Below are 25093 nucleotides of genomic sequence, written 5' to 3'. Positions count from 1 at the left end.
TCAGCGGGGGAGCAGGGGAAGCACCTCGGCGCCGACCTGGTCGGCGTGATCGATGTCGCGCAGATCCATGAGCTGGAAGTAGACGCGCTCGGCGCCCAGCGCACGAAGTCTCTCCACCTTCGCGGCGACCTGCTCGGGGGTGCCGATGATGTTCGCCCCGTTGTCGAACTGTTCCGGCGTCTGTCCGATCGCCGTGGCGCGCCGGGCGATCTGAGCGTCGTCGGCGCCGACGATCGTCGGCAGCGCCACCGAGAGCTTCAGCGTCGCCGGGTCGCGACCGATCGACTCGCACGCGGCGCGCACGACGGCGAACTTCTCGGCGACGACGTCTTCCGCGACGAAGCCGATGTTGAACTCCGTCGCGTACCGCGCGGCGAGGGCGGGCGTGCGCTTCGGGCCGCCGCCGCCGACGATGACCGGCACGCGGGACTGCACGGGGCGGGGGAGGGCCGGCGCGTCGTCGAGACGGTAGTGGGTGCCATGGAACGTGAAGGTCTCGGCATCCGGGGTCGACCACAGGCCGGTCACGATCTGCAGCTGTTCCTCGAGCAGGTCGAATCGCTTGGCCGGGAACGGGATGCCGTAGGCGGTGTGCTCGCGCTCGAACCAGCCGGTGCCGAGCCCCAGTTCGACGCGGCCCGACGACATCGCGTCAATCTGCGCGACCTGGATCGCGAGGATGGCCGGCACCCGATAGGTGACCGACGACACCAGGGTGCCGAGGCGGATGCGGGAGGTCTCACGAGCCAGCCCCGCCAGGGTGGTCCACGCGTCGGTCGGTCCGGGCCGTGGGTCGCCCTCGCCCATCCGCAGATAGTGGTCTGAGCGGAAGAATCCGTCGAGTCCGTGCCGCTCGGCCGACTGCGCGAACGCGAGCTGGTCGTCGTACGAGAAGCCCTGCTGGGGCTCGGTGAACAGGCAGTACTCCACGAAGTGCCTCCGGGGGAAGGAGCGGGCGCCCGTCAGTCGGCGGAGCGCAGGATGATCGCCTCGGTGGGCGGGGCGGGGTCGGCAGGGCGCCCGACGTATCCGATGTGGGTGAGCAGCGCCCGGCGGAACTGCGCGGGACGCTCGAGGTGAACCGAGTGTCCGGCTCCATCGACCGCCAGCTCCGTGACCTCGCCCCCCTTCTCGGAGTAGACCGCGAGCACGTCGCGCGTCTGCGACACCATCGGCTGCGCGGGAGCGATGTCGGCGCCCGGCCAGCCGGGGACGACGCCGAGCGAACCGAGATGGTTCAGATCGGAGAACGAGGTGTCCGACACGATGGCATCCGCCGTGCCGTGGATCCACAGGATCGGAGGTTTGTCGGCGAGATCGACGATCGCCGACACGTCGAAGTACTTCGGCGAGAGGGTGTTGAGCACGCCCGTGGTGCCGGGGGCGAAGCCGGGCCAGGTCGCCGTCGCAACGGCGTCGCCGGGGTAGTTGCCGCCCGCCGTCGAGGTCGAGAGCATCGCCTCGACCCATACGTCCTCGTGCTCGCTGGTGTACCCGGGGGCGACATAGCTGGAGCGGAACACCGACCGCGGGGAGGTGGGGGCGTCGGCGGTGGTGTCGTGGTCGATGAGGCGCTGCACGAAGTCGTCGTTGGCGACGCCCGCACCGGTGCCGGCGGCGTCGTCGTTCACGCGCGACCCGTCACGACGGGTGCCGCCGAAGCCGTAGGGCGACACCGGTGACTGCAGCGTCAGGGAACGCACCGGGTGATCGAGGGCATACTGCATCACGACACCGCCGCCCAGCGACCACCCGACGAGGTGCGCCTCGGCGATGCCGAGCGCCTGCAGGGTCGCGTACAGGTCGTCGCTGAAGTCGCGCACACCGCGGGTGGCGTCGATCGGCGTGTGCTCGGTGCGGCCGAAGCCGCGCAGGTCGACGGCGACCACGCGGAGCTCGCTCGGCAGGTCCTGCATGATCTCCTGCCAGAAGAGCGACGACGAGACGTTGCCGTGCACGAAGACGACGGTGTGCTCGGCCGCGGTGGCAGGATCGTCGCCGACGCGCTCGAGCACGTTCACGCCGAGTCGGTCGGTCTCGACCAGGCGTGCAGTGATGCCGTCGAAGAGTGTCATCGCAGGTCCTCCGTGTCGCTCGCCGGTGCTCCGAAACGCCGCTTTCCGACTCTAACGCGCCCCCTTATCGGCCGCATTCAGGCTTGCTTCGCGCGGGGTCGCCCCCCTTCGTCCCATCGGTCGCCGGGTCGATGTCGGGGGCGCTTCGTAGACTGATGCGCATGACGGATGCCATCACCTCGCTGCCCCCGATCGCGATCCTCGGCGCCGGCTCCATGGGGGGTGCCATCCTCCGCGGTCTCGTCGCCGCGGGGCTGACCGGTGGCGGTGTCACCGCGACGAACCGTTCGCGGGCGAAGGCCGAGGAGCTCTCCGACCTCGAGGGCGTCACGAGCGTCGCGCTCGAAGAGAACCCCTCCGGCAACACCGACGCCGTGGCATCCGCCGACATCGTGCTCGTCGGCGTCAAGCCCGCGATGGTGCCCGACCTGCTCGCGGAGATCGCGCCGCACCTGCGGCCCGGTGCCGTCGTGGTCAGCCTGGCAGCCGGGGTCACGCTCGACACGTTCGCCCGCCACCTCGGCGACGAGGTCGCGACGTTGCGCTCCATGCCCAACACCCCGTCGCTCGTCGGCCGAGGCGTGACGGGACTCGCGGCGGGTCCGGCGGCGTCCGACGACGACGTGGCCGTCGTGCGCGCGTTGTTCGAGACGGTCGGTGCGGTCGTCGAGGTTCCCGAGGCGCAGATCGATGCGCTGTCGACGATCTCGGGATCGGGCCCGGCCTACGTCTTCCTGCTGGTGGAGGAGTTCACCAGAGCCGCCGTGCGTATGGGCTTCGACGACGACCAGGCTCGCCTCCTCGCCGAGCAGACCTTCATCGGCGCGACGAGCCTGCTGGCCGCGTCCGACGTCGATCCGGCGGAGTTGCGTCGCCGGGTCACGAGCCCCAAGGGCACGACCGAACGCGCGGTCGCCGTGCTGCAACACGCCAAGCTCGACGACACCTTCACCGCCGCCGCCGAAGCCGCTTTGGTCCGCGCGAAAGAACTGGCCGCCGGGGGCTGAACATGCGACTGCGCTTCTCGGGTCCGATCTGGTTCTGGCGGGGTCCCGCCCCCTTCCACTTCGTCACCGTGCCGCCCGCCGAGGCGCAGATGATCGCCGAGATCGCCCCCGTCGTCACCTACGGGTGGGGCATGATCCCGGCATCCGTCACCATCGGTGACACGACCGTGGCGACCTCGCTCTGGCCGAAGGCCGGCGGCTACATCGTGCCGGTGAAGAAGTCGCTTCAGGATGCCGAGCACCTCGCCGTCGACGATGACGTCGAGGTCACGCTCGACATCGACGCCTGACGGCGGGTCAGCGGTCGAGGGCCGCGAAGCGCTCGATGTCGGAGTTCGTGCCCGAGACGATGATCAGATCGTGGTTGGTGACGACCGTGTTGGCTTCCGCATATCGGAACGGCCGGCCCGGGCTCTTCACGCCCACGACGGTGACGTTGTACTTCGAGCGCACGCCCGACTCGTTCAGCCCGACACCGCGTACGAGCTTCGGCGGATACATCTTGGCGAGCACGAAGTCGTCGTCGAAGCGGATGAAGTCGAGCATCCTGCCGCTCACGAGGTGCGCGACCCGCTCGCCGGCTTCGGCCTCGGGGTAGATGACGTGGTTGGCGCCCACACGCGCGAGGATCTTGCCGTGCGACTGCGAGACCGCCTTCGCCCAGATCTGCGGCACCTTCAGATCGACGAGATTCGCCGTGATCAGCACCGATGCCTCGATGAGGGAGCCCACGGCGACGACCGCCACCTGGAAGTCCTGCGCGCCGATCTGACGGAGGGCGTCGATGTTGCGGGCGTCGGCCTGGACGGCGTGGGTCACCCGCTCCGACCACTTCTGCACGAGCTCGAGGTTGCCGTCGACGGCGAGCACGTCGCGGTCGAGCCGGTCGAGCTCTCCCGCGCAGGCGGCACCGAATCGGCCGAGTCCGATCACCAGGACGGGCGCGTCGCTGCGAATCCGTTCAACCAACGATCGGCCTTTCCACGGGCAGCGCGTACAGCTGCGATCGAGATGCCGCGGCGACCGCCGCGGCGAGAGTCACAGTACCAATGCGCCCCATGAACATCGTGGCCGCCATGACGTAGACGGCGGGGTCGGGGAGCTCGGCGGTGAGACCGGTCGACAGCCCCACCGTGGCGAAGCCCGAGATGACGTCGAAGAGCACGTACTCGATGGGTGCGTCGGTGATGCGGCTGATGGTCACCGTCGAGATGGCCACGATGGTCGCGCCCCACGCCACCACCGAGAGCGCCACCCGCTGCACATCGCTCGGGATGCGGCGGCCGAACGCCTGCACGGACGGGCGCCCCTTGGCCTCGGAGAAGACGGCCAGCGCGAGGACGGCCAGGGTCGTGACCTTGATGCCGCCGGCTGTGGATGCCGAGCCTCCACCGACGAACATGAGCATGGATCCCACGATCAGGGTCGCGCCGTTGAGGTCGCCGATGTCGATCACACTGAATCCGCCGGACCGCGTCATCGCGGAGAGGAAGAACGCTTGGAACGTGGTGTCCCAGGCATCCATGCTTCCGAATGTGAGCGGGTTGTCGTATTCCAGGAGCAGGATGAAGCCCGCGCCGAGGACGAACAGGATGACCGTCGTGATGAGCGTGAGCTTGGTGTGCAGCGACCACAGCCGGAAGCGCCAATGATGACGCCACAGCGTGAAGATGACGGGGAAGCCGATCGAGCCGAGGAACACGCCCATCATCAGCACCGTCAGCAGGAAGTAGTCCTGCGCGAACGGGGTCAATCCCTCGGCGTTCGGGATGAAACCGGTGTTCGTGAACGCCATCGCGGCGTAGTACGGCGCCTCCCAGAGGGCCACGAGGGGGTCGATCCCGCCGATGACGAGCGAAGGGTAGATGAGGACGGTGAGTCCGGCTTCGATGACCAGCGTCGACAGCGCCACCGTGCGCAGAAGCTGACCGACCTCGCCGAGACGGACGGTCTGGCCCTCGTTGACCGGCCCGCCGTGCGCGCGGAGCGGGTTGCTGTCTCCCGCGGCGATGAGCTTGGCACGCAGGCCGAGTCGCTTGGAGATGACGAGACCGAGGATGGATGCCAGGGTGAGCACCCCCAGGGCGCCGACGTTCACTCCGATGTAGGTGATCGCGTGGCCGAGCGGCGACCAGTGCGAGTACATGTTCACCGTCGACAGGCCGGTCACGCAGATGGTCGACACCGCGGTGAAGAGCGCGTCGGCCAGGGGCGTCACCTGTCCGTCGGCGGCGGCGGCGGGCAGCGAGAAGAGTGCGGTGAAAAGCAGGATCAGCGCGGCGAAGACGAGCACGGCGAAACGCGCCGGAGAGGCGGTCGTCAGATTGCGCAGACGATCCCATGCCTCGAACGCGATGCGTCGCACGCGCACCCTCAGTCGCACCTCGTTCGGCGTCGCCGCCATGCGCCGCTCCCTTCGGTGCCCGAACCCGAATCATGGTACTCGGGCCGGGGCTTGGCTAATCTGATGCCATGGCGGACATCTTCGACGTGATCGCTGACGGGACGCGTCGCGACATCCTTCAGCTGCTCCTCGACCGGGCGACCGGTGGCGAACGCGGCACGAGCGTGTCGCAGATCGTCGCGGCCCTCGGCGTCAGTCAACCCACGGTGTCGAAGCATCTCAAGGTCCTCCGCGAAGCCGAGCTGGTCACCGTGCGCGAGGTCGGCCAGCACCGCTACTACAGCCTCGCGGTCGCGCCCCTCGACGAGATCGACGATTGGCTCGTGCCCTTCTTCTCGATCGAAGAGGAGAACGAGCCGGCGCTTCCCGAGTCCGCGGTGCATGCGGCCGAGGTCGTGGGCCGGGCGGCGGCGTCGGTCAAGCATTCGTTCTCGACCGCGTTGCGCAAGCTCCCCGGCCGCTGATCCGCGGCGCTGCGGCATCCGGACCGGCCGGTCGTCCCACGCGACCCACCGGTTTACAGCCGTCACAGCCAGACCCTAGAGTGTGGTCAGCATCAGAGGGTGAGTCCACCCGGATCGAGGGGTGAACGATGGCCGAGCTGCCGGACGTGCGGTTCTTGACGGTCGCCGAGGTCGCCGAGCTCATGCGCGTGTCGAAGATGACCGTCTACCGGCTCGTCCACGCCGGTGAACTGCCCGCGGTGCGCTTCGGCCGCAGCTATCGCGTGCCCGAATCCGCCGTCGCGGAGGTCGTGCAGCGACCGGTGTCCGACGTCGGCTAGACTGATCCGAGGCTTTTTTCCGAACGCCTAGTGTTCCCGGGCGCCGACATCGGCACCCAGACCCCGACTTAGTGAGGTTTTCCGTGGGTTCTGTCATCAAGAAGCGCCGTAAGCGCATGGCGAAGAAGAAGCACCGCAAGCTGCTTCGCAAGACTCGTCACCAGCGCCGCAACAAGAAGTAAGCGGCCACCACACCGAGCGCCTGTCCGAAGCGACGGGCGCTTCGTGTATGCGCCGCGCCTCGACCGCGCCGGCGTTCCGCTCGTCCCCTCAGGAGGGAAGCATGCAGTCCATCACCGTCCACGATCTGCACGCGGGACGCGAACGTCCCCTCATCGACGTGCGCGAGGAGCACGAGTTCGCCGCGGGGCACGTGCCCGGTGCGGTCAACCTGCCCATGTCCACGCTGGGCGAGCACCTCGACCAGCTGCCCGCAGAGCCGTTCGACGTGATCTGCCAGATCGGCGGCCGTTCGGCGCGCGTCGCCGAGGCGCTCGCGGCACGTGGCCACGACGTGACGAACGTCGAGGGCGGCACGGGGGAGTGGGTCGCGGCGGGCTACGCCGTCGAGGCCTGACCTCGTCGTCTCCTCCTAGGATGGTCAGGTGACCACCCTCACGCTGATCGGCAAGCCCGACTGCCATCTGTGCGACGTGGCCGAGCAGATCGTCGAGACGGTCGTCGCCGACCTTCCGGCCCGCGTCGCGGAGCGCGTCGACATCGAGCAGGCCTCGATCGCCGACAACCCGGCCCTGCACGCCGTGTGGTGGGAGAAGATCCCGGTCGTACTCATCGACGGTGAGTTGCACGCGCACTGGCGCGTCTCGGCCGACCGCCTGCGTGCCGCGTTGATCGCGGCCGATCCCGAAGGAGCCTCCGCGTGAGCATCCGACACATCGTCCTATGGAAGCTGGCGGCCGACGAGGCCGACACCCGCGCCCTCCACGCCGAGCAGATCGCCGAGAAGCTGCTGGCGCTGCAGGGCGTCGTCGACGAGATCGACCGCATCGAGGTGGGGCGCAATGTCGTCAACCCGCAGTCGAACTGGGACGTCGCGCTCGTGAGCGAGTTCGCCGACGCCGCTGCCCTCGAGCGGTATCAGGTGCACCCGGCGCATCAGGAGGTGGCGGCGTTCGTGCGTTCCGTCGTCGCCGAGCGCTCCTGCGTCGACTACCCGTTCTGAGTCGCCGCCCGTCAGCGGGCGAGCACGGTCGCCGGCACCGGCGCGAGAGCGATGCGCACACGCGCGTGATCATGCAGGCGGTGTTCCGCGGCGTGCTCGACGAGGACGCGACGGCCGTCGACCGTGCGGACGGTGGAACGCCGCACGCTGCCGAGGAAGGTCGTCTGCTCTACTACGGCATCCGTGCCCGGTGCGTCGGCGCCGATGAGGACGACGTGCTCCGGACGCACAACGACCTCGCAGTGACCGTCGTGGGCGGCGTGGGCGAGGGGGAGCCGCTGGCCCCACACCTCGACGACGGTTCCCTCGACGATTCCCGGCACCATGCTGACCGGTCCGAGCACCTCCGCGACGGCGGCGTCAGCCACCCGCCCGTACACATCGTCGGGGCACCCGCGGGCGACGATCCGCCCCTCGTCCATGACGACGAGCTCATCGGCCACGGCCGCAGCCTCCGTCGTGTCGCGCGTGACCCAGAGCGTCGTCGCCCCGAGCTTGCGCAGTTCGCGCACCAGACGGTCGCGGATCTCGGCCCGGGCGGCGGTGTGCAGCGCCGCCAGGGCATCGTCGAGCACCAGAGCGCGCGGACGGGAGGCGAGTACGCGAGCCAGCGCCCAGCGTTGACGGTCCCCGAGTGCGAGCCGGGAGAGCCCGGCATCCGTCCGAAGATCGACCAACGCCAGCAGGCGATGAGCCTCGGCCGCGGGGTCGGCCGCGCCGGCGTTGCGAGCCGCAGCGATCACCGAGGCCGTCGCTCGCCCGAGGCGAGTGGGCGGCGTCCGGTCGCGCACCTCGGGCACGCGCGGCGCGGCGGCACCGGTGCGGCCGTCGACGCTCACGGTGCCGGCATCGGCGCGTTCGGCGCCCGTCACCAGCCTCAGCAGTGTCGAGGCGCCGCATCCCGACGGTCCGACGACGGCCACGATCCCGCCCGGTCCGATATCGAGGTCGATGTCGTGCAGCACACACGCGCCGGCGCGATCGCGGCGCACCCCGCGCAGACTGATCGACCATCCGCGGGCGCTCGGCTCGCGCGCGGATGCCGGGGGATCCACGGGCGTGACGGCGACCATGCCCCGAGGCTAGGCGTCGCCGATGACGCACGAGCGCCCGGGGAGTGAACCCCGGGCGTCGTTCGCTCGAATCCTGTGCGACCGCGAACGCGGCCACGACGGCGCGGCGGGCGTGCCGCGGGCGAGGCCCGCGCGCCGGTTACGGCGCGAGGCGGGTCGGTCCGCGGAAGAGGTACGTCACTTCGCGGATCGACGACTCGCCCAGCAGCAGCATGAGCACGCGGGCCAGGCCCATGCCGAATCCACCGTGCGGCGGGGCACCGAAGCGGAAGAAGTCCAGATAGAAGTCGAGGTGCTCGGGGTCGAGACCCTTCTCTTTCGCCTGCTCGATCAGCACGTCGACGCGGTGCTCGCGCTGCGCGCCGGTGGTGATCTCGACGCCGTTGAACAGCAGATCGTACGACTTGGTCAGCCCGGTCTCTTCGTCGCGCATGTGGTAGAACGCGCGGATCTCGGGGTGGTAGTCGGTGATGAACACGAACTGGTGCCCGAACGTCTCGGCAACGTGCGCGGCGATCTGACGCTCGCCCTCGGGGTCGAGGTCGCCGTCGGTGCGCGGGATGTCGTAGCCCCGGGCCGCGACGATCTCGCGCGCCGCGGCGAGGGGGATGCGGGGGAACGGCAGCGCGGGCACCTGCACCTCGACGCCGAACAGCTCCTGGATCTCGGCGCCATGCTTGTCGGCGACGGCCTGGAACGCCGTGTGCAGCAGCTCTTCCTGCATGCGCGCGACGTCTTCGTGCGAGTCGATCCAGCTGATCTCGGCGTCGATCGAGGTGAACTCGGTCGCGTGACGGCTGGTGAACGAGGGGTCGGCGCGGAACGCGGGCGCGATCTCGAAGATCTTGCCGAAGCCGGCGACCTGCGCCATCTGCTTGAAGAACTGCGGGCTCTGCGCGAGGTAGGCCGTCTTGTCCTCGAAGTAGGGCACCTCGAACAGCTCGGCGTTGCTCTCGGAGGGGGATGCCATGAGCTTGGGGGAGTGCACCTCGATGTAGTCGCGCTCCACCCAGTAGGTGCGCATGGCGTGCTCGAGGGTGGTCTGCACCCGGAAGATGAGGTTGTTGCGGCGCTGGCGCAGGTCGATGAAGCGATAGTCCATGCGCTTGTCGGGACTGCTGTCGGCGGCGATCGGCGTCTCGGGGTTCGCGGCGGCGGCGATGACCAGCTCGCCTACCTTGATCTCGACGCCGCCGAGCTTGACGCGCTCGTCGTGCTTGAGCTCACCGCGCACGGTCAGGAACGTGCCGGTGGCGAGTCCGCCGATCGTCTCGGTCAGCGCGAGGGCCGCGGCATCCTGCTCGGGGTCGGTCCCTGAGTCTGTCGAAGGGGCCGAGGGGCGCGTCGCCGGGTTCACGAGCTGGACCGCGCCGGTCTCGTCGCGGAGGACGACGAACTGCACCTTCTTCTGATCGCGCACGGTTTCGACCCATCCCGACACCTCGACGGGGCCGGCGGGAAGGGATTTCAGCTGGTTGACCAGGACGCGTTCGCTCACGATCGACCATCCTACGTGCGCGGGTCGCGCGGCACCCGGCCCGCCGACGGCGTCATGGCATCCGATGGTCGTGACGGCCGTGCGGAGCGCGCACGGGAGGGTGGTCCGCTCGGGGGCAACCCCCAGGAACCTCGCACGCACCGGGCCTAGCCTGGAACGGGCGTCCGATCGGACGGCCGATCACCGAGCGCGCGAAGGCACCCGATGACCGACACCACCCTCACCCTCACTCCCGTGCGATCGAGCTCCGGCTCCGGGGAGGGCCAGTCGTGGCTCACGTCGCTCGCCGACTGGACCGTCTCGCTGATGGAGATCATCGGCCCGGTGGGCGCCGGTGTGGCCATTGCCCTCGAGAACCTCTTCCCGCCGCTGCCCAGCGAGGTCGTGTTGCCGATGGCGGGGCTGACCGCGAGCCGCGGGTCGTTCACGCTGTTCGAGGCACTGCTGTGGACGACGATCGGCTCGGTCGTCGGAGCGTTCATGCTCTACGGCCTCGGCCGCTGGCTGGGGGCCGCGCGCCTGCGCGCCTTCGCCGCGAAGATGCCGCTGCTGCACCCCGAAGACGTCGACCGCACGGTGGCCTGGTTCGAGCGCCACGGCGGCAAGGCCGTGTTCTTCGGGCGCATGATCCCGATCTTCCGCAGCCTCATCTCGATTCCCGCGGGCGTGTCGAAGATGCCCATGTGGCGCTTCGGCCTGCTCACCGGCGCCGGCAGCCTCATCTGGAACACCATCTTCGTGCTGTCGGGCTACCTGCTGGGCGAGAACTGGCACGTCGTCGAGGAGTACGCCTCGATCCTGCAGTACGTGGTCATCGCCGCGGTCGGGATCGGGGTGGCGCTTTTCCTCTACAACCGCATCCGATCGCTCCTCGCCGCGCGCAAGGATGCCTGACCCGGGCGGTTATCTCCACGTCGAGGCAACCGGCATCCGGACTCAGTCAGACCACAGAACCCGCGCCTAGACTGGGATCGTGCCCGCCGATCGCCTTCATCTCGTGCGCCACGGAGAGGTTCACAACCCCCGTCGCGTGCTCTACGGTCGGCTCCCCGGATTCGGTCTCAGCGTCGACGGCCGTCGCATGGCCCGTCAGGCCGCCGAGTACGTGCAGGGCCTCGACCGGCCGGTCGGAGCGCTCGTCGTGTCGCCGCTGCAGCGCACGCGCGAGTCGTCGGAGCCCTTCACCGAGCTGTTCGGTGTCGAGGCGTACATCGACGATCGCGTGATCGAGCCCACCAATGTCTTCGAGGGGCGGCGCATGAAGCAGGCGCTGGCGAACCCCCTGAACTGGCGTCACCTGAGCCGCCCGGCCGTGCCCAGCTGGGGCGAGCCGTACGAGCGCATCGTCGCGCGGATGACGGATGCCATGACCGACGCCTGGGAGCGGATCCCCTCGGGAGATGTGGTCGTCGTCTCGCACCAGCTCCCGATCTGGGTGACCCACCTCGCCCTCTCCCGCCAACCCACCCGCCACGATCCCCGCAAGCGCCGGTGCGCGCTGTCGAGCGTGACGAGCTTCGAACGGCGAGACGGCGCCGACGGCTCGACGCGCTGGGTCGAGGTGGCGTACGCCGAGCCGGCGAGCACCGCCGGAGCCGTCGACGTAGGAGCCGTGTGATGCGCCGAATCCTTACCGCCGCGGGGTCCGTCCTCGCCGCGGCCGCCCTCGTCGTGGGTCTGGCCGCGTGCTCGGAAGACCCGCTCGCCGCGCAGTATCGCGAAGGCGACAACAAGGGTTACATCGCCGCGAACGGGTTCCAGACCGCGGAGATCCCTGCCGAGAACCGTGGCGAGCCCGTCGACTTCGCCGGCACGCTCGACAACGGTGATGCGGTGTCGAGCGCCGACTACGCCGGCAGGGTGCTGGTGGTGAATTTCTGGTACGCGACCTGCGGTCCGTGCATCATCGAGGCCCCGCGTCTCGAGCAGGCGTACCAGAGCTTCCAAGGCCAGGACGTCGCGTTCCTCGGCGTCAACACCTACGACCAGGCGTCGACCGCCCAGTCGTTCGCGCGCGACCACGGCGTCTCGTACCCGAGTGCGTTGGCCGTGAACGACGCCGAGCTCAAGCTGGCGTTCGCCGACAAGACCCCCATCAACGCCACCCCCACGACGCTGGTGCTCGACAAACAGGGCCGCGTCGCCGCCCGTATCGTGGGCGAGCTGCCCGAGGCGTCGATCCTCGAGGCGATCGTCCGCACCCTGGTCGCGGAGGAGGCGTGAATCCGGGCGCGCTCGTGTTCGACGGGGCGCTGTGGATCGCTATCCCCGTCGCCCTGGCCGCCGGTCTCATCTCGTTCCTGTCGCCGTGCGTCCTGCCCCTCGTGCCGGGCTACCTCGGCTACATCGGTGGTGCCGTCGCGCCGCGCGGGGCCTCGGCATCCGCCCCGGGACGCGGGCGGCTGCTGGGCGGGACCCTGCTGTTCATCGCCGGCTTCACCGTGGTGTTCATGGCCGTCAACGCGCTCGGCGGAACGGCCGGCGCCTTCTTCATCCGCTACGGCGACGTGATCACGCGCGTGCTCGGCGTCGTCATCATCCTCATGGGCCTCGTGTTCATCGGGCTGTTCGGCATCGCCCAGCGCTCCGTGCGGCTGCAGGCCAAGGGCAACCTCGGCCTGGTGGGCGCGCCGCTGCTGGGCATCGCCCTCGGCATCGGCTGGACGCCCTGCATCGGACCCACGCTGGCGGCGATCATCTCGGTGTCGTACAACCTCGGCGACCCCGGCCGCGCCGCGCTGCTCGGGTTGGCGTATTCGCTGGGGCTCGGCATCCCGTTCCTTCTTCTCGCCCTCGGCTTCGGGTGGGCGACGCGCTCGGTCGCGTTCATCCGTCGCCACATCCGGGTGGTGAACATCGTGGGCGGCCTGCTGCTCGTGGTGCTCGGTCTCGCGATGGTCACCGGCGTCTGGGGTGCCTGGATGTCGTCGCTGCAGGGGGTGATGAGCGGTGTCGAACTCCCCCTCTGACGGCGTGCTGCGTCCCTCCGACCACGCGGACTCGTCTCCGGCATCCGATTCCGACGAGATCACGCAACCGCGCCTCGGTGTCATCGGCTGGGCGCGCTGGGGCTGGCGACAGCTCACCTCGATGCGCACCGCCCTCGTGCTGCTGCTGCTGCTCGCGATCGCCGCGGTTCCGGGCTCGCTCGTGCCGCAGCGCAGCGCCGATCCCAACGGCGTCACGCAGTACTTCACCGACAACCCCGATCTCGCGCCGGTGCTCGACAAGCTCAGCCTGTTCGACGTGTACACCTCGCCGTGGTTCTCGGCCATCTATCTGCTGCTGTTCATCTCGCTGATCGGGTGCGTGCTGCCGCGCACGAAGCACCATTGGAAGGCCCTGCGCTCGCAGCCGCCGCGCACGCCCGCGCGGCTGTCGCGCCTCGACGATCACCGCAGCCGCACGATCGCGGTGGACGGCGAGGCGGATGCCACGGCGGCGGCCGCCGTCGACACGGCCGCGGCGCAGCTGCGCAAGAGCGGTTACCGCGTCGCGCGCTACGACGCGCGGGGCAGCTACTCGGTATCGGCGGAGCGCGGGTACCTGCGCGAGACGGGCAACCTCGTGTTCCACGCCGCCCTCGTCGGTGTGCTCATCGCGGTGGGCGTGGGCGGCGGCTTCACCTACACCGGCCAGCGCGTGCTCGTCGAGGGCCAGGCGTTCGCAAACAGCCTGCTCGACTACTCCTCGTTCAACCCCGGCCGCTTCGTCAACGGCGACACCCTCTCGCCCTACTCGATGACGCTCGACCAGTTCGACGTGACGTACGTGCCGCCGGGCCAGCCCGGCTCCGGCCAGGCCGGTGACTTCGTCGCGCACGTGACGACCCAGGCGCCGGGCGCCGATCCGCAGGACGGCGAGGTGCGCGTCAACCACCCGCTCGACGTGCAGGGCGATCGCGTGTATCTGCTCGGCAACGGCTACGCCCCGACCGTGACGATCCGAGACGCCGACGGGCGCGAGGTGTTCCACGACTCGGTCGCGTTCCTGCCCCAGGATGCCAACATGACCTCGCTCGGGGTCATCAAGGTGGCCGACGGGTTGCCGCAACAACTCGGGCTGCTCGGGTTCTTCTACCCGACGATGGACGTGCTGCCCTCGGGCGCCCTCACCTCGACCTATGGCGATCTCGAGTACCCCGTGCTGACGTTGCGCGTCTACGAGGGCGACCTGGGCATCGACGACGGGACGCCCCGCTCGGTGTACACCCTCGACCCGTCGGGCATGACGCAGATCGCGGGCGGCGACAGCGGCAATCCGGCGATCCAGCTGATGCCGGGCCAGACCGAGGATCTCCCCAACGGCCTCGGCACGATCACGTTCGAGAACGAGGCGCCGGCGGGGGCCTCGGGCTACGACGGTTCGGTCAAGCGTTTTGCATCACTCTCCATCCACCGCGATCTGGCCGGTCCCTGGGTGCTCGCCTTCGCCCTGCTCGCCCTGTTCGGCCTGCTCGCCGCGCTCTTCGTGCCCCGCCGACGCATGTGGGTCAAGGCGACGCCCGACGCGGGAGGCGTGCGCATCGAGTACGCCGGCCTCGCCCGCGGTGAAGACCCGACCCTCGCAGCCGCCGTCGAGCAGCTCGCCGAGAAGCACGGCGCCGCCCTCCCTCCCCAGAGCCACCCCGAGACCGGAAAAGTAGACTGAGACCATGCCCGGAACCGACCCGCTTCTCCTCGATGAGATCTCCCTCCTCCTGGTGTGGACGGCGGTCGCGATCTACGTGCTCGCGTTCATCGCCTACGCGATCGACCTGGCGCGCCGCTCCGACCTCGCGCTGAAGGCGAAAGACGAGGTCGTCGCACGCGAGCTCGTCACCGCGGGCGGCGGGGGAGTGATCTCGGCCGGCACCGGGTCTTCGGCATCCGTGGCCTCGAAGCCCCGGTACCTATGGGCCCGACTGGGTACGGTGCTGACGGCGCTCGGGTTCGTGTTCCATCTGGTCGCGACGGTGCTGCGCGGCATCGCCGCCGAGCGCGTGCCGTGGTCGAACATGTACGAGTTCGCGCTCACGGGTCTGCTGCTAATCGTCGCCGTCTACCTCGCGGTGCTGACGCGCTACGACCTGCGCTTCCTCGGCTCGCTCATGACAGGCCTGGCGGTGCTGCTGCTGGGCGGGGCGACGCTCGCCTTCCACGTCGAGGTGGTGCCGCTGGCCGACCCGTTGAAGTCGGTGTGGCTCGTCGTGCACGTGTTCGTCGCGAGCCTCGCGACGGCGCTGTTCGCCCTGGCGTTCGGCCTGTCGGTGGTGCAGCTGATTCAGACGCGTCGTGAGCGCAAGCTCGCCGAGGCGCCGGCGGATGCCGAGCCGAAGCGCAGCTTCCTGCGCACGGTGCCGAACGCCGACGCGCTGGAATCGCTCGCCTACCGCTTCGCCATCGTGGGCTTCATCTTCTGGACCTTCACCCTCATCGCCGGATCCATCTGGGCGAACGACGCATGGGGTCGCTTCTGGGGCTTCGATACCAAGGAAGTCTGGACCTTCGTCATCTGGGTGCTGTACGCCGGCTACATCCACGCGCGTGCGACGCGCGGGTGGCGCGGTACCCGCTCGGCCTGGCTGTCGATCATCGGCTTCACCGCCGTGCTGTTCAACTTCACCATCGTCAACGTGTTCTTCAAGGGGCTGCACGCCTACAGCGGCCTGACGACGTAAGGCGGTGCGTTCCCGAGAGGGCCCGTCCGGCTGCCGCCGGGCGGGCCCTCTTCGTGAGCGGGGCGCCGCGCGGGGCGCGGTCACGCATCGGGCGTGGCCGTTCGGGCGGGGCGGGGCGCCGGGGCGTGGTCGTGCATCGGGCGTGGCTGTTCGCGGGGCGCGGGGTGGGGGCGTGATCGTGCATCGGGCGTGGCTGTTCGCGGGGTGCGGGGCGCGGGGCGCTGGGCGTGGCCCGGGCGTGCCCTGTGCGTAAGCGGTGTGCCGCGTGTCGCCCACGCCCGACGGATGATCGCGGCGTGATGCCGCCCGACCTCACGCGGGCCGGGTGGCGGCCGTCGTAGGCGTCGTGCGGCGCCGCGCCAGGCTCACGCGGGCCGGGTGGCGGCCGTCGTAGACGTCGTGCGGCGACCCGCCACGATCACGCGGTCTCGGTGGCGGCCCTTCGCGGACGTCGTGCGGCGCCGCTCCAGGCTCACGCGGGCTGGGTGGCGGCCTTGGCGGACGTCGTGCGGCGCCGCGCCAGGCTCACGCGGGCTGGGTGGCGGCCTTGGCGGACGTCGTGCGGCGCCGCGCCACGATCAGCGTCGTGACGATCAGCGCCAGCAACGCCCACACCACCAGCCCGACGACCCCCGCGGCGACGCCTCCGGACGACGACAGGGCGCCGAGCATCGCGTCGTACACCGGGGCGGTGGGCATCAGCGCGGCGACGGCCGCCAGGGCGGGCGGCACCGTCGACACGATCGTCGCTCCCAGCGCCAACGCTCCGATCACCGCAGCGACCCAGCGGCCGGCTCCACCGAACACGGCCACCAGCGCCTGATGCACGGCGGCGAAGGCGATGCCCGCGGCGATGCAGATGAGGGCGAAGAGCGCCCAGTCGCCCCAGTCGTAGCGGGATGCCACTTGCACCACGGCCGCGACCAGAAGGCCCTGCGCCGCCCCGACGCCTGCCGCTGGCAGGTACCCGCGCATTGCGATGAGCGCGGAGGGACGTCGGCTGGTGAGAGCGCGCGCCGACACCGCTTGGAAGGCCACGAACGACGCCAGCCCACCGAACCAGAGCACCGCCATGGCCAGCAGGGGGACGGCCGCGAGGCCGAACAGGGAGGTGCTCACGCCGGTCGCCGACACGGGATCCGCGACGACATCGGCGAGGGTCGTCGCCTGCGCGTCGGTATAGGTCGGTAGTTGTGCGACGGCGGTGTCGAGACCGTCCGCGAGCGACGAGGTTCCGGATGCCACCTGACCGACGCCGTCGGCCAGTTGGGCCGCACCCGTCTCGGCGTCCGATGCCCCGGATGCCAGCTGCCCGGCCCCGGATGACAGCGCCGCCGCCCCGGTGCCGAACTGGCGTGCGCCGTCGGCGAGCTGCGTCGCACCTCCGGCGAGCCCGTCGATGCCGCCGGCGATCGTGCCCAGACCGGCTGCCGCTTCGCGGGCTCCGCCGGCGAGACCGGTGGAGCCGTCGGCGAGCTGCTGGTTGGCGTCGGCGATGGCGCGGATGCCGGCCGGGAGCTGCGCCGCCTGACCGGCGAGGTCACCGATGCGGGTCACGGTCTGCGTCGCCTGGGGGAGTGCTTCGTCGGCCTTGGTCGAGGCGTCGCGCAGCACCTGGCATTGCTCGGGGGTGCCGGTGCACTCCTCGGCCGCCTTTCGCAGGGCCGCTGCCGCGTCGACCAACGCGGTGTTCACCTGCGGCGCGGCTTGCGCGAGCTTCTCGGCGTCTGTGGCGAACTGCGGAGGAATCCGATCGGCGAGGCCGTTGACCTGCGTGGCGAGCTGCTGATTGCCCGCGGCGATGCCGTCGGCGCCCGCGGCGAGCTTGTCGACACCCGCCGCCGCTTCGCGCGTGCCGCCCGCCAGCGCGCCCGCTCCCGTCGCGAGCTGACTCGCGCCGTCGGCGAGCGGCCCCGCGCCCGCGGCGAGCTGCGAGGCGCCGTCGGCCAGGCCGGTCGCGCCGCTCGACAGCTGCCCGAGTCCGTCACTCAGGCCGGTGGCCCCGTCGGCGGCCTGACGCGCGCCGTCGGCGAGCTGATGCGCTCCGCTCGCCGCCTGCCCGAGCTGGTCGCTGAGCGACGTGAATCCCAGGAACACGTTCTTGAGGTACTGCGACGACAGCTCACTGCCGTAGACGCTCGACGCGGTGGACGCGAGGGTGGCGGTGATGGCACCGTCGACGACCCGCGCGCCGGGAGCCGTCTGCACGTCGATGGTCGCCTTCTCGGGGGTCTCACCCGGCCGGGTCGAGAGGGAGGCGGCCGTGAAGTTCTCGGGGATGGTCACGACGGCGGTGTAGGTGCCGTCGGCGAGGCCCGCCGCGGCGTCTTCATCGTTCGAAATGACCCAGTCGATGTTGCTCGGCTGATCGGAGGCGCCCTTGACGAGGCCGCCGGTCAACTGTCGTCCGAGCGGCACGGGTTGACCGTTCAATTCGACGGCCTTGTCGTCGTTGACGATCGCGGCGGTGATGTTGTCGAGACGGTCGGTGGGGTCGTAGAGCGCACCGACCAGGATGCCGCCGATGACGGCGGGGAGCAGGAGCACGCCGATGAGCGTCAGCCAGGTGACGGGGCGGCGCGAGCGGGAGCGCTCGACGGGGAGTGTCATGCGAACACCTCGGAGAGATCGGCGAAGGTTTCGGGTTCGGGCTGGTGCCGACGCGGGGTGGGCAACGCGAGCGACTGGACATCGGGGCGCTGGGCCTCGGCGAGCAGCGCGAGCGCGCGGCGCTCGTCGCGGGCCGACACCACCAGCGTCATGGGCGAGGAGGCGTCGTCGGACCGTTCGTGCGCCTCGAGTGCCGCACGACGCAGCACCCGGGCGACGTCGTCTCGGGCGTCGTCGTCGAGGCGGTCGATATCGGAGACGACCACGATGCGCGTTCCGCGCGCGATGGCCTGGGCGACCTCCGCCTCGGCGGTCGAGGGGTCGTCGAGCAGGGCGACGCCGACGCGGGCGCGCACGGCGCCGGCGCGCTCGGGCACCAGCGATCCGTCGACGCGCAGATTGCCCTCGATCTCGGACAGGCGACCGGCGAGGGCCAAGAGAAGAGTGCGCGTGGTGCGCGTCTCACCCGTCACGAGCAACGTGCCGCCGACGCCGACGCGCAGCGTCACGTCGCGGAACACAGGCTGCGCGGCGTCGGAGGGGACCGTGGTGCGCAGGTCGTCGGCGGCGATGGCCATGTCGGGTTCCGACGGCCAGTCCGCCAGGCGCACCTCGCGTTCGACGGCCTCGCCCTCGACATCGAGCTTGGGCAGCAGGCGGTCGAGCCAGCGCGGCATCCACCACGCCTTCGCGCCGAGCAGCGCGAGGATGGCGGGGACGAGCGTCATACGCACGAGGAACGCATCGACCGCGACGCCCACGGCCAAGCCCAGGGCGATCGGCTTGAGGCTCGAGTCGCCCTCGGGAACGAACGCCACGAACACGGCGAACATGATCACGGCGGCCGCGACGACGACGCGGGCGGATGCCGCGAAGCCACTGCGGACGGCGCCGAGAGCCACCTCGCGCGGCGTTCGGCCCTCGCGGTCGGCGTGCACGAAGTCTTCACGCATGCGCGAGACGAGGAACACCTGATAATCCATCGCCAAGCCGAACAGCACGCCCATGACGACGATCGGCATGAAGCTGATGATGGGCCCGACCTTCGCCACGTGCAGGGCGTCGGCGAACCAGCCCCACTCGAACACGGCGGCCACGACGCCGAACGAGGCGGCGACCGACAGCAGGTAGCCCCCGGCGGCGGTGAGCGGCACCCAGATCGAGCGGAACACGACCATCAGCAACACGAGTGACAGCCCCACCACGAAGAGGCCGAACGGCAGCAGTGCCGCCCCGAGCTGATCGGAGATGTCGATGGTCACGGCGGTGTATCCGGTGACGAGCAGCCGCACGCCGAACTCGTCGAACAGCCGGTTCTCTTGCGCCCGGAGTTCGCGGACGAGGTCGGCCGTGCGAGGGTCGTCGGGAGCGGTCTCTGGCACGATCTGCACGATGCCCGTGTCGGCCGTCTCGTTCGGCGTCGCCAGGGCGACCTCGGCCACACCGGGGATCTTGGCGATCTCGTCGCCGATGTCGGTCATGAGCGTCAACGGGTCGTTCGAGGTGACGATCGTTCCGGTCATGATGAGCGGACCGTTCGCGCCCGGGCCGAAGTACTCGTCGGTGAGTTCGTACGCGACGCGCGCCTCGTCGCCCTCGGGTAGCTGCCCGGCGTTCGGCAGCGTCAGCGCCAGCGACGCGGCGGGGATGGCGGTCGTGCCCAGGATCGCGACAACGGCGACGGTCGTGACCACCGGGTGCCGGGTCACCAGACCGACCCACCGCTTCGCGGGACCGTTGCGTTCGGCCCGCGCGGCCGAGGCCGCGGCCTTCGCCTCGCGCTCCCGGGCGGCTTCGGCGAGAGCGTCGGCGTCTTCTTGCGCCGACATCTCGCGGCGGCGACGCGACGAACGCGGGCGCGTGTGACCCCACCCCACCACGCGGCGACCGGCGAAGCCGAGTAGCGCCGGGGTGAGCGTCAGGCCGACGCACACGGCGATCGCGACGGCGACGGAGGCGGCGATGCCCATGGTCGTCAGGAACGGGATGCCGGCGAAACCGAGACCGATGAGGGCGATCAACACCGTGATCCCCGCGAAGACGACGGCCGAACCGGCCGTGCCCACCGCGCGCGCGGTGGACTCCTCGGGGTCCATCCCGGCTCTCGTCTGGTCTTGATGTCGCGACACGATGAAGAGGGCGTAGTCGATGCCGACCGCCAAACCCAGCATGACCGCCAACAGCGGCGTCGTCGCCGACACGGTCGCGAACCCCGTCGCGATGAAGATGAGCCCGACCGAGAGCGCCACGCCGAGGATCGCGGTGGCCAGCGGCATGCCGGCCACCAGGAACGAGCGGAACGTCACCATGAGCACGAGCGCGGCGATCAGAACGCCGAGCGCCTCGGTGAGGGAGGCGCCGGGGATCTCGGTCGCGAACAGTTGGCCGCCCAGCACGGCCTGCGATCCCGTCGGCAGCGCCGATCCGAGCGCGGTCGCCGCTTCGCGCAGGCCGTCTTCGGTGGCCTGCGGCACGGCCGTCGCCTCGCCGGAGAACTGGATGCGCACGATGGCGGCGCGATCGTCGTCGGCGACGCCGCCGGCGATGCGCGCGTCGTACGGGTCGGTGACGGCCTCGACGAAGTCGAGCTTCGCGATGTCGGCGGTCGTCGTGGCGATGGCCTGCTGGTAGGCCTGCTCGCGCACGCTCGCGCCGTCGGCCGCGACCACGATGATCTCGGCGCTCGCGCCGCTGACCTGGGGGAACGTGCGCTCCAGCATCTCGAGGCCGGCCTGCGACTCCGTTCCAGGGATCGTGAAGGTGTTGTCGGTGCCCTTGGCGAAGAGCGCGACCCCACCCCCGGCGATGACGACGATGAGCAACCAGGCGGTCACCACCCGCCACGGGTGGCGGAACGACCAGCGACCCAGGCTGTAGAGGTATGTCGACACGGCGGCTCCCACGATCGGTGAACGGGTCGATACATCACCGTATCGGATACATCAATGTATCGTAGTGCGGTAAGGGAGGATCGAACCTGGATCCATCCCGTGAACAGGAGGTCGCGGATGACCGACATCGCCCCATCGCGTCGGCGCGAGAACACGCGTACCCGTCTGATGGACGCGGCCGCGGAGATGTTCGCCGAGGTCGGCATCGACGCGGCGTCCGTCGAGGCCGTGTGCGAGCGCGCCGGATTCACCCGCGGCGCCTTCTACTCGAACTTCGCCTCGAAAGAGGAGCTCTTCCTGGCGCTCTGCGCGCGATCGGCCGAGACCACCATCGCGGCGGTGCGCGAGCGCGTGACGTCCATCGAGGATCGCGGCCTCGAGACGGCGGGCGACGTCATGCAGCTGGTGCAGGAGGTGCTCGAGGCGACCGGGGAAGACCGGCTCGACGTGCTCCTGGGTGCAGAGACGCGTCTGCAGGCCCTGCGCAACCCGGGCTTCGCCGAGGCGTATCTCGCCCTCAACCGGGGTCTGGGCGAGAGCGTCACGCAGCTCGTGCGCGACATCGCCGACGCACGCGGACTGTCGCTGCGGCTGCCGGCGGACGTCGCGACGGAGCTGCTGCTCTCGGTCTGGATCTCCACCTCCGAGACGGCGCTCCTCACCCGTCAGGCGCCGGCGGAGTCCCGGTCGGGGCTCGCCGAGCGGTTGTCGCAGGTGGTCGGGCTCATCCTCGAGTGATGCCCGCCGAGCGCGGCACCCGGGTGCGCCCGAGCCGACAGCTCATCTCGCCGTGCGCTCCAGCAGCGTGTGACAGCGGCGCAGGCGCTCGAGCCACCAGTCGCGGCGGTCGTCGGCGGCGCTCACGCGGTCGAGCTCCGCGGACGACGGCCGGGGGCGGTCGAGTGTCAGGACGCCTTCGCGCGCGACCAGGGGGGATGCCACGACGTCGGTCGTGAACAACGACGCGGTGCCCAGACCGCAGTCGTAATCGAGGCCGGGCAGCGCCGCCGCCAGCGTCGCGCCCATCGCCAGCCCGATCGAGGTGTCGAGGGCGCTGGAGACAACCGCGGGCAGCCCCGCCCGCGCCACGATGTCGAGCGCGGCGTGCACGCCGCCGAGGGGCTGCGCCTTGATCACCAGCAGGTCGGCCGCCCCCGCACGGGCGACCCGCAGCGGGTCGACGGCCTTGCGCACGCTCTCGTCGGCGGCGACGGGGATGTCGAGATAGGCGATGCGCTCGCGCAGCTGGGCGAGCTCATCGATCTCGGCGCACGGCTGTTCGACGTACTCCAGGTCGAACTCGGCGAGGGCGTGCACGGCCCGTTCCGCCTCGTCGAGGTTCCACGCGGCGTTGGCGTCGACGCGCACGCGCCCCTCGGGGCCCACCGCCTCGCGGACCGCCCGCACTCTCGCGACATCGTCGGCGAGGGTCTGCCCCGCCTCGGCCACCTTCACCTTGACCGTGCGGCATCCGTCGTACCGAGCCAGGATGCGAGGAACCTCGGATGCCGCGACGGCGGGCATCGTGGCGTTGACCGCGACGGTCTCGCGCAGCGCCGGCGGTGCGGGGTTCCATCCGAAGTCGAAAGAGCCGGCGAGCCAGGTCGCCGCCTCCGCGTCGTCGTACTCGAGGAACGGGGAGAACTCCGTCCATCCGCGCGGCCCCTCGAAGACGACGGCCTCGCGCGTCGTGACTCCGCGGAAACGCACCGCGAGGGGGAGGGCGACGACCCGCGCCGTCGCGAGCACGTCGGCGAGCGGGGGGAGGGGCATGGAGCTCATCCCCCCATCCTGGCCCGGGTGTCGGAGGGCCGGAATAGGCTTGCCGCATGCTCCTCGACACCCCGGTCCGGCTCGGCGTCCAGATCCAGCCGCAGCACGTGCAGTACTCCGACATCCGCGACGCCGTCTTCCGTCTCGAAGAGATGGGGGTCGACATCCTGTTCAATTGGGATCACTTCTTCCCCCTGTACGGCGACCCCGACGGCGAGCACTTCGAGTCGTGGACGATGCTGGCGGCGTGGGCCGAGCAGACCGAGCGCGTCGAGTTCGGGGCGTTGGTCAACTGCAACAGCTATCGCGGTGCCGACCTGCAGGCCGACATGGCCCGCACGATCGACCACATCAGCAAGAAGGGCGGCGACACCGGCCGCTTTATCTTCGGCACCGGGTCGGGCTGGTTCCAGCGCGACTACGACGAGTACGGCTACGACTTCGGCACCGCAGGATCCCGTCTGAACGCGCTCGCGACCGACCTCGACCGCGTCGTCGAGCGATGGGGGAAGCTCAACCCCGCGCCCACTCGCAAGATCCCCGTCATGATCGGCGGCAAGGGCGAGCAGAAGACCCTCCGCATCGTCGCCCGTCAGGCCGACATCTGGCACAGCTTCGTCACCCCCGACGAGCTGCCGCACAAGCTCGGCGTGATCGAGAACTGGGCCGGCACCGAGGGGCGCGATCTGTCGGGTCTCGTCGTCTCGAACGAGCTCAAAGACCGCGACGAGTCCGTCGCCGACGCCCTCTACGACGCAGGCACCCGTCTGTTCACGCTCGGCTTCTCGGGTCCCGACTGGGACTACTCGCTCATCGAGCGCTGGCTCACCTGGCGCGACGGCAAGAACGCCTGAGCCGGGCCACCGTCGCGACCGTCGAAGGACGGGTTCGGGGCGGCAGGGGTCAGATCGACCCGCTTCCTCCGCCGCCCGACGTGAACCGCTCGGCCTCACCCCGATACCTGTTCGTGCTCGCCTGACGCAACGCCGACTGGCGCGCCTGTTCGGCATCCTCGTGCGACGGTGGCGCGCCCACGAAGTACTCGCGGATCCGGCCGAGGACCGACATCTTCTTCGCCATGCTCATTCCCATCGTCGGGGGCGTCCAGGCTATGCGCACGCGGCGCCCGCGTCGATGGATCCGGCGAGACGGCGCGTCAGAGACCCCCGCGGCACGGCGACGCGTGGCGGTCCTCACACGTCGACCGCGATCTAGGCTGATCGGGTGACCGTCTCCGAGCTGTTCGACCCCGCGGAGTGGACCCTGGCGCCCGGCGCCGCGGACTACACCGACATCACCGCCCACGTCACCCACGACGGGCGCATCGCCCGCATCGCCTTCGACCGTCCGGAGGTGCGCAACGCCTTCCGGCCGCACACGGTCGACGAGCTCTACCGCGCTCTCGACATCGCGCGACAGGACCACCGCATCGGCGTCGTGCTGCTCACCGGTAACGGGCCCAGCCCGAAGGACGGCGGGTGGGCCTTCTGCTCCGGCGGCGACCAGAGGATCCGCGGACGCGACGGCTACAAGTACTCGCACGACGAGACCGCGGTGCACGATCCGGGCCGCGCGGGGCGCCTGCACATCCTCGAGGTGCAGCGCCTCATCCGCTTCATGCCGAAGGTCGTCATCGCCGTGGTCCCCGGCTGGGCCGCGGGTGGGGGACACTCGCTGAACGTCGTCTGCGACCTGTCCATCGCGAGCGCCGAGCACGGCCGTTTCAAACAGACCGATGCCGATGTCGGCTCCTTCGACGCCGGGTACGGCTCCGCGTACTTCGCCCGTCAGATCGGGCAGAAGTTCGCGCGCGAGATCTTCTTCCTGGCCGAGGAGTACTCCGCCGAGCGCGCGTACGAGATGGGCGCCGTCAACCGCGTCGTGCCGCACGTCGACCTCGAGCGCGAGGCCCTCGCGATGGCCCGCACCATCCTCACGAAGTCACCCACGGCGATCCGCATGCTGAAGTACGCCTTCAACGCCGTCGACGACGGCCTGGTGGGTCAGCAGCTCTTCGCCGGTGAGGCCACGCGCCTCGCCTACGGCACGGACGAAGCCGCGGAGGGCCGCGACTCGTTCCTCGAAAAGCGCGACCCCGACTGGTCGGGCGTGCCGTGGCACTTCTGAGCGGCCTCG

General features: G+C 70.3%; 27 protein-coding genes. 17 read left to right on the top strand and 10 right to left on the bottom strand.

Features of this window, described 5'->3' with window-relative positions; genetic code table 11:
• The gene (locus AS029_RS14640; RefSeq protein ID WP_058233336.1) at nucleotides 1-930 is read right to left on the bottom strand and encodes an LLM class F420-dependent oxidoreductase; all 930 of its coding nucleotides are present in this window, start codon (nucleotides 928-930) and stop codon (nucleotides 1-3) included.
• A gap of 32 nt (nucleotides 931-962) precedes the next feature.
• On the bottom strand, nucleotides 963-2075 hold the full coding sequence (locus tag AS029_RS14635; RefSeq protein WP_058233335.1) for an alpha/beta hydrolase: 1113 nt from the start codon (nucleotides 2073-2075) through the stop codon (nucleotides 963-965).
• A 161-nt stretch (nucleotides 2076-2236) separates the two neighbouring features.
• Between AS029_RS14635 and proC the strand changes: the two genes are divergently transcribed.
• Complete coding sequence (proC, locus tag AS029_RS14630) at nucleotides 2237-3082, top strand: pyrroline-5-carboxylate reductase (RefSeq protein WP_058233334.1); 846 nt, start codon at nucleotides 2237-2239, stop codon at nucleotides 3080-3082.
• A gap of 2 nt (nucleotides 3083-3084) precedes the next feature.
• Nucleotides 3085-3372: a DUF1905 domain-containing protein gene (locus tag AS029_RS14625; RefSeq protein ID WP_058233333.1), complete on the top strand. Its 288-nt coding sequence runs from the start codon at nucleotides 3085-3087 to the stop codon at nucleotides 3370-3372.
• Nucleotides 3373-3379: 7 nt separating this feature from the next.
• On the opposite strand, the gene AS029_RS14620 is transcribed toward AS029_RS14625, so the two are convergent.
• Nucleotides 3380-4051 carry a potassium channel family protein gene (locus AS029_RS14620; protein ID WP_055955708.1) on the bottom strand — a complete coding sequence of 224 codons (672 nt, stop codon included), beginning with the start codon at nucleotides 4049-4051 and terminating at the stop codon, nucleotides 3380-3382.
• The gene (locus tag AS029_RS14615; RefSeq protein WP_139168141.1) at nucleotides 4044-5486 is read right to left on the bottom strand and encodes a TrkH family potassium uptake protein; all 1443 of its coding nucleotides are present in this window, start codon (nucleotides 5484-5486) and stop codon (nucleotides 4044-4046) included. The genes AS029_RS14620 and AS029_RS14615 overlap by 8 nt, the downstream gene beginning before the upstream one ends.
• A 68-nt stretch (nucleotides 5487-5554) precedes the next feature.
• Between AS029_RS14615 and AS029_RS14610 the strand changes: the two genes are divergently transcribed.
• The 6 genes from AS029_RS14610 to AS029_RS14590 all read left to right on the top strand — a co-directional run bounded on the left by AS029_RS14610 (nucleotide 5555) and on the right by AS029_RS14590 (nucleotide 7453).
• On the top strand, nucleotides 5555-5950 hold the full coding sequence (locus AS029_RS14610; protein ID WP_058233332.1) for an ArsR/SmtB family transcription factor: 396 nt from the start codon (nucleotides 5555-5557) through the stop codon (nucleotides 5948-5950).
• A 128-nt stretch (nucleotides 5951-6078) separates the two neighbouring features.
• Nucleotides 6079-6270: a helix-turn-helix domain-containing protein gene (locus AS029_RS14605; protein ID WP_055839125.1), complete on the top strand. Its 192-nt coding sequence runs from the start codon at nucleotides 6079-6081 to the stop codon at nucleotides 6268-6270.
• Nucleotides 6271-6353: 83 nt separating this feature from the next.
• Nucleotides 6354-6452, top strand: a complete 99-nt coding sequence (locus AS029_RS17030; protein ID WP_003792170.1) for a 30S ribosomal protein bS22 — start codon at nucleotides 6354-6356, stop codon at nucleotides 6450-6452.
• Between the two features lie 101 nt (nucleotides 6453-6553).
• Nucleotides 6554-6847, top strand: a complete 294-nt coding sequence (locus AS029_RS14600) for a rhodanese-like domain-containing protein (RefSeq protein WP_058233331.1) — start codon at nucleotides 6554-6556, stop codon at nucleotides 6845-6847.
• A 28-nt stretch (nucleotides 6848-6875) separates the two neighbouring features.
• A complete protein-coding gene (locus AS029_RS14595; RefSeq protein WP_058233330.1) occupies nucleotides 6876-7154 on the top strand; it encodes a glutaredoxin family protein in 279 nt (92 codons plus the stop codon).
• On the top strand, nucleotides 7151-7453 hold the full coding sequence (locus AS029_RS14590; protein ID WP_058233329.1) for a Dabb family protein: 303 nt from the start codon (nucleotides 7151-7153) through the stop codon (nucleotides 7451-7453). The genes AS029_RS14595 and AS029_RS14590 overlap by 4 nt, the downstream gene beginning before the upstream one ends.
• 11 nt (nucleotides 7454-7464) lie before the next feature.
• Here AS029_RS14590 and AS029_RS14585 read toward each other — a convergent pair whose 3' ends face one another.
• Both AS029_RS14585 and aspS read right to left on the bottom strand, forming a co-directional pair.
• The gene (locus tag AS029_RS14585; RefSeq protein WP_058233328.1) at nucleotides 7465-8526 is read right to left on the bottom strand and encodes an ABC transporter ATP-binding protein; all 1062 of its coding nucleotides are present in this window, start codon (nucleotides 8524-8526) and stop codon (nucleotides 7465-7467) included.
• A 139-nt stretch (nucleotides 8527-8665) separates the two neighbouring features.
• On the bottom strand, nucleotides 8666-10024 hold the full coding sequence (aspS, locus tag AS029_RS14580; protein ID WP_058233327.1) for an aspartate--tRNA(Asn) ligase: 1359 nt from the start codon (nucleotides 10022-10024) through the stop codon (nucleotides 8666-8668).
• Between the two features lie 204 nt (nucleotides 10025-10228).
• Here aspS and AS029_RS14575 point away from each other — a divergent pair, with 204 nt between their 5' ends.
• From AS029_RS14575 to ccsB, 6 genes are all read left to right on the top strand, one after another.
• Nucleotides 10229-10918, top strand: a complete 690-nt coding sequence (locus AS029_RS14575) for a DedA family protein (RefSeq protein WP_139168140.1) — start codon at nucleotides 10229-10231, stop codon at nucleotides 10916-10918.
• A gap of 79 nt (nucleotides 10919-10997) precedes the next feature.
• A complete protein-coding gene (locus tag AS029_RS14570; protein WP_058233326.1) occupies nucleotides 10998-11642 on the top strand; it encodes a histidine phosphatase family protein in 645 nt (214 codons plus the stop codon).
• Nucleotides 11642-12247, top strand: coding sequence for a TlpA family protein disulfide reductase (locus AS029_RS14565; RefSeq protein WP_058233325.1), 606 nt, complete (start codon nucleotides 11642-11644; stop codon nucleotides 12245-12247). The genes AS029_RS14570 and AS029_RS14565 overlap by 1 nt, the downstream gene beginning before the upstream one ends.
• On the top strand, nucleotides 12244-12993 hold the full coding sequence (locus AS029_RS14560) for a cytochrome c biogenesis CcdA family protein (protein WP_058233324.1): 750 nt from the start codon (nucleotides 12244-12246) through the stop codon (nucleotides 12991-12993). The genes AS029_RS14565 and AS029_RS14560 overlap by 4 nt, the downstream gene beginning before the upstream one ends.
• Nucleotides 12974-14674, top strand: a complete 1701-nt coding sequence (gene resB, locus AS029_RS14555) for a cytochrome c biogenesis protein ResB (protein WP_058233323.1) — start codon at nucleotides 12974-12976, stop codon at nucleotides 14672-14674. Before AS029_RS14560 ends, resB begins: the two co-directional genes overlap by 20 nt.
• Before the next feature lie 4 nt (nucleotides 14675-14678).
• Complete coding sequence (gene ccsB, locus AS029_RS14550; RefSeq protein ID WP_058233322.1) at nucleotides 14679-15683, top strand: c-type cytochrome biogenesis protein CcsB; 1005 nt, start codon at nucleotides 14679-14681, stop codon at nucleotides 15681-15683.
• 525 nt (nucleotides 15684-16208) lie between these two features.
• On the opposite strand, the gene AS029_RS14545 is transcribed toward ccsB, so the two are convergent.
• A complete protein-coding gene (locus AS029_RS14545) occupies nucleotides 16209-18293 on the bottom strand; it encodes a YhgE/Pip domain-containing protein (RefSeq protein WP_058233321.1) in 2085 nt (694 codons plus the stop codon).
• Entirely contained in the window at nucleotides 18290-21184 is a 2895-nt protein-coding gene (locus AS029_RS14540; RefSeq protein WP_058233417.1) for an MMPL family transporter, read from the bottom strand. The genes AS029_RS14545 and AS029_RS14540 overlap by 4 nt, the downstream gene beginning before the upstream one ends.
• Before the next feature lie 117 nt (nucleotides 21185-21301).
• On the opposite strand from AS029_RS14540, the gene AS029_RS14535 reads away from it, so the two are divergent.
• Entirely contained in the window at nucleotides 21302-21922 is a 621-nt protein-coding gene (locus AS029_RS14535) for a TetR/AcrR family transcriptional regulator (protein ID WP_058233320.1), read from the top strand.
• A 42-nt stretch (nucleotides 21923-21964) separates the two neighbouring features.
• Here AS029_RS14535 and AS029_RS14530 read toward each other — a convergent pair whose 3' ends face one another.
• Nucleotides 21965-22957: an o-succinylbenzoate synthase gene (locus AS029_RS14530; RefSeq protein ID WP_058233416.1), complete on the bottom strand. Its 993-nt coding sequence runs from the start codon at nucleotides 22955-22957 to the stop codon at nucleotides 21965-21967.
• 56 nt (nucleotides 22958-23013) lie between these two features.
• Here AS029_RS14530 and AS029_RS14525 point away from each other — a divergent pair, with 56 nt between their 5' ends.
• Nucleotides 23014-23811: an LLM class F420-dependent oxidoreductase gene (locus AS029_RS14525; protein ID WP_058233319.1), complete on the top strand. Its 798-nt coding sequence runs from the start codon at nucleotides 23014-23016 to the stop codon at nucleotides 23809-23811.
• 49 nt (nucleotides 23812-23860) lie between these two features.
• Here the strand turns inward: AS029_RS14525 and AS029_RS14520 are convergent, their stop codons facing one another.
• Nucleotides 23861-24043: a hypothetical protein gene (locus tag AS029_RS14520; protein WP_058233318.1), complete on the bottom strand. Its 183-nt coding sequence runs from the start codon at nucleotides 24041-24043 to the stop codon at nucleotides 23861-23863.
• Between the two features lie 138 nt (nucleotides 24044-24181).
• On the opposite strand from AS029_RS14520, the gene AS029_RS14515 reads away from it, so the two are divergent.
• Nucleotides 24182-25084 (top strand): 1,4-dihydroxy-2-naphthoyl-CoA synthase, encoded by a 903-nt coding sequence (locus tag AS029_RS14515; RefSeq protein ID WP_058233317.1) that lies wholly within the window; start codon nucleotides 24182-24184, stop codon nucleotides 25082-25084.
• Nucleotides 25085-25093: the final 9 nt, after the last annotated feature.

This window comes from Microbacterium enclense, from assembly GCF_001456955.1.
GTDB classification, from domain to species: domain Bacteria; phylum Actinomycetota; class Actinomycetes; order Actinomycetales; family Microbacteriaceae; genus Microbacterium; species Microbacterium enclense.
The sequence above is the reverse complement of the archived record's forward strand: the minus strand, read 5'-3'. Positions and strand labels throughout refer to the sequence as shown.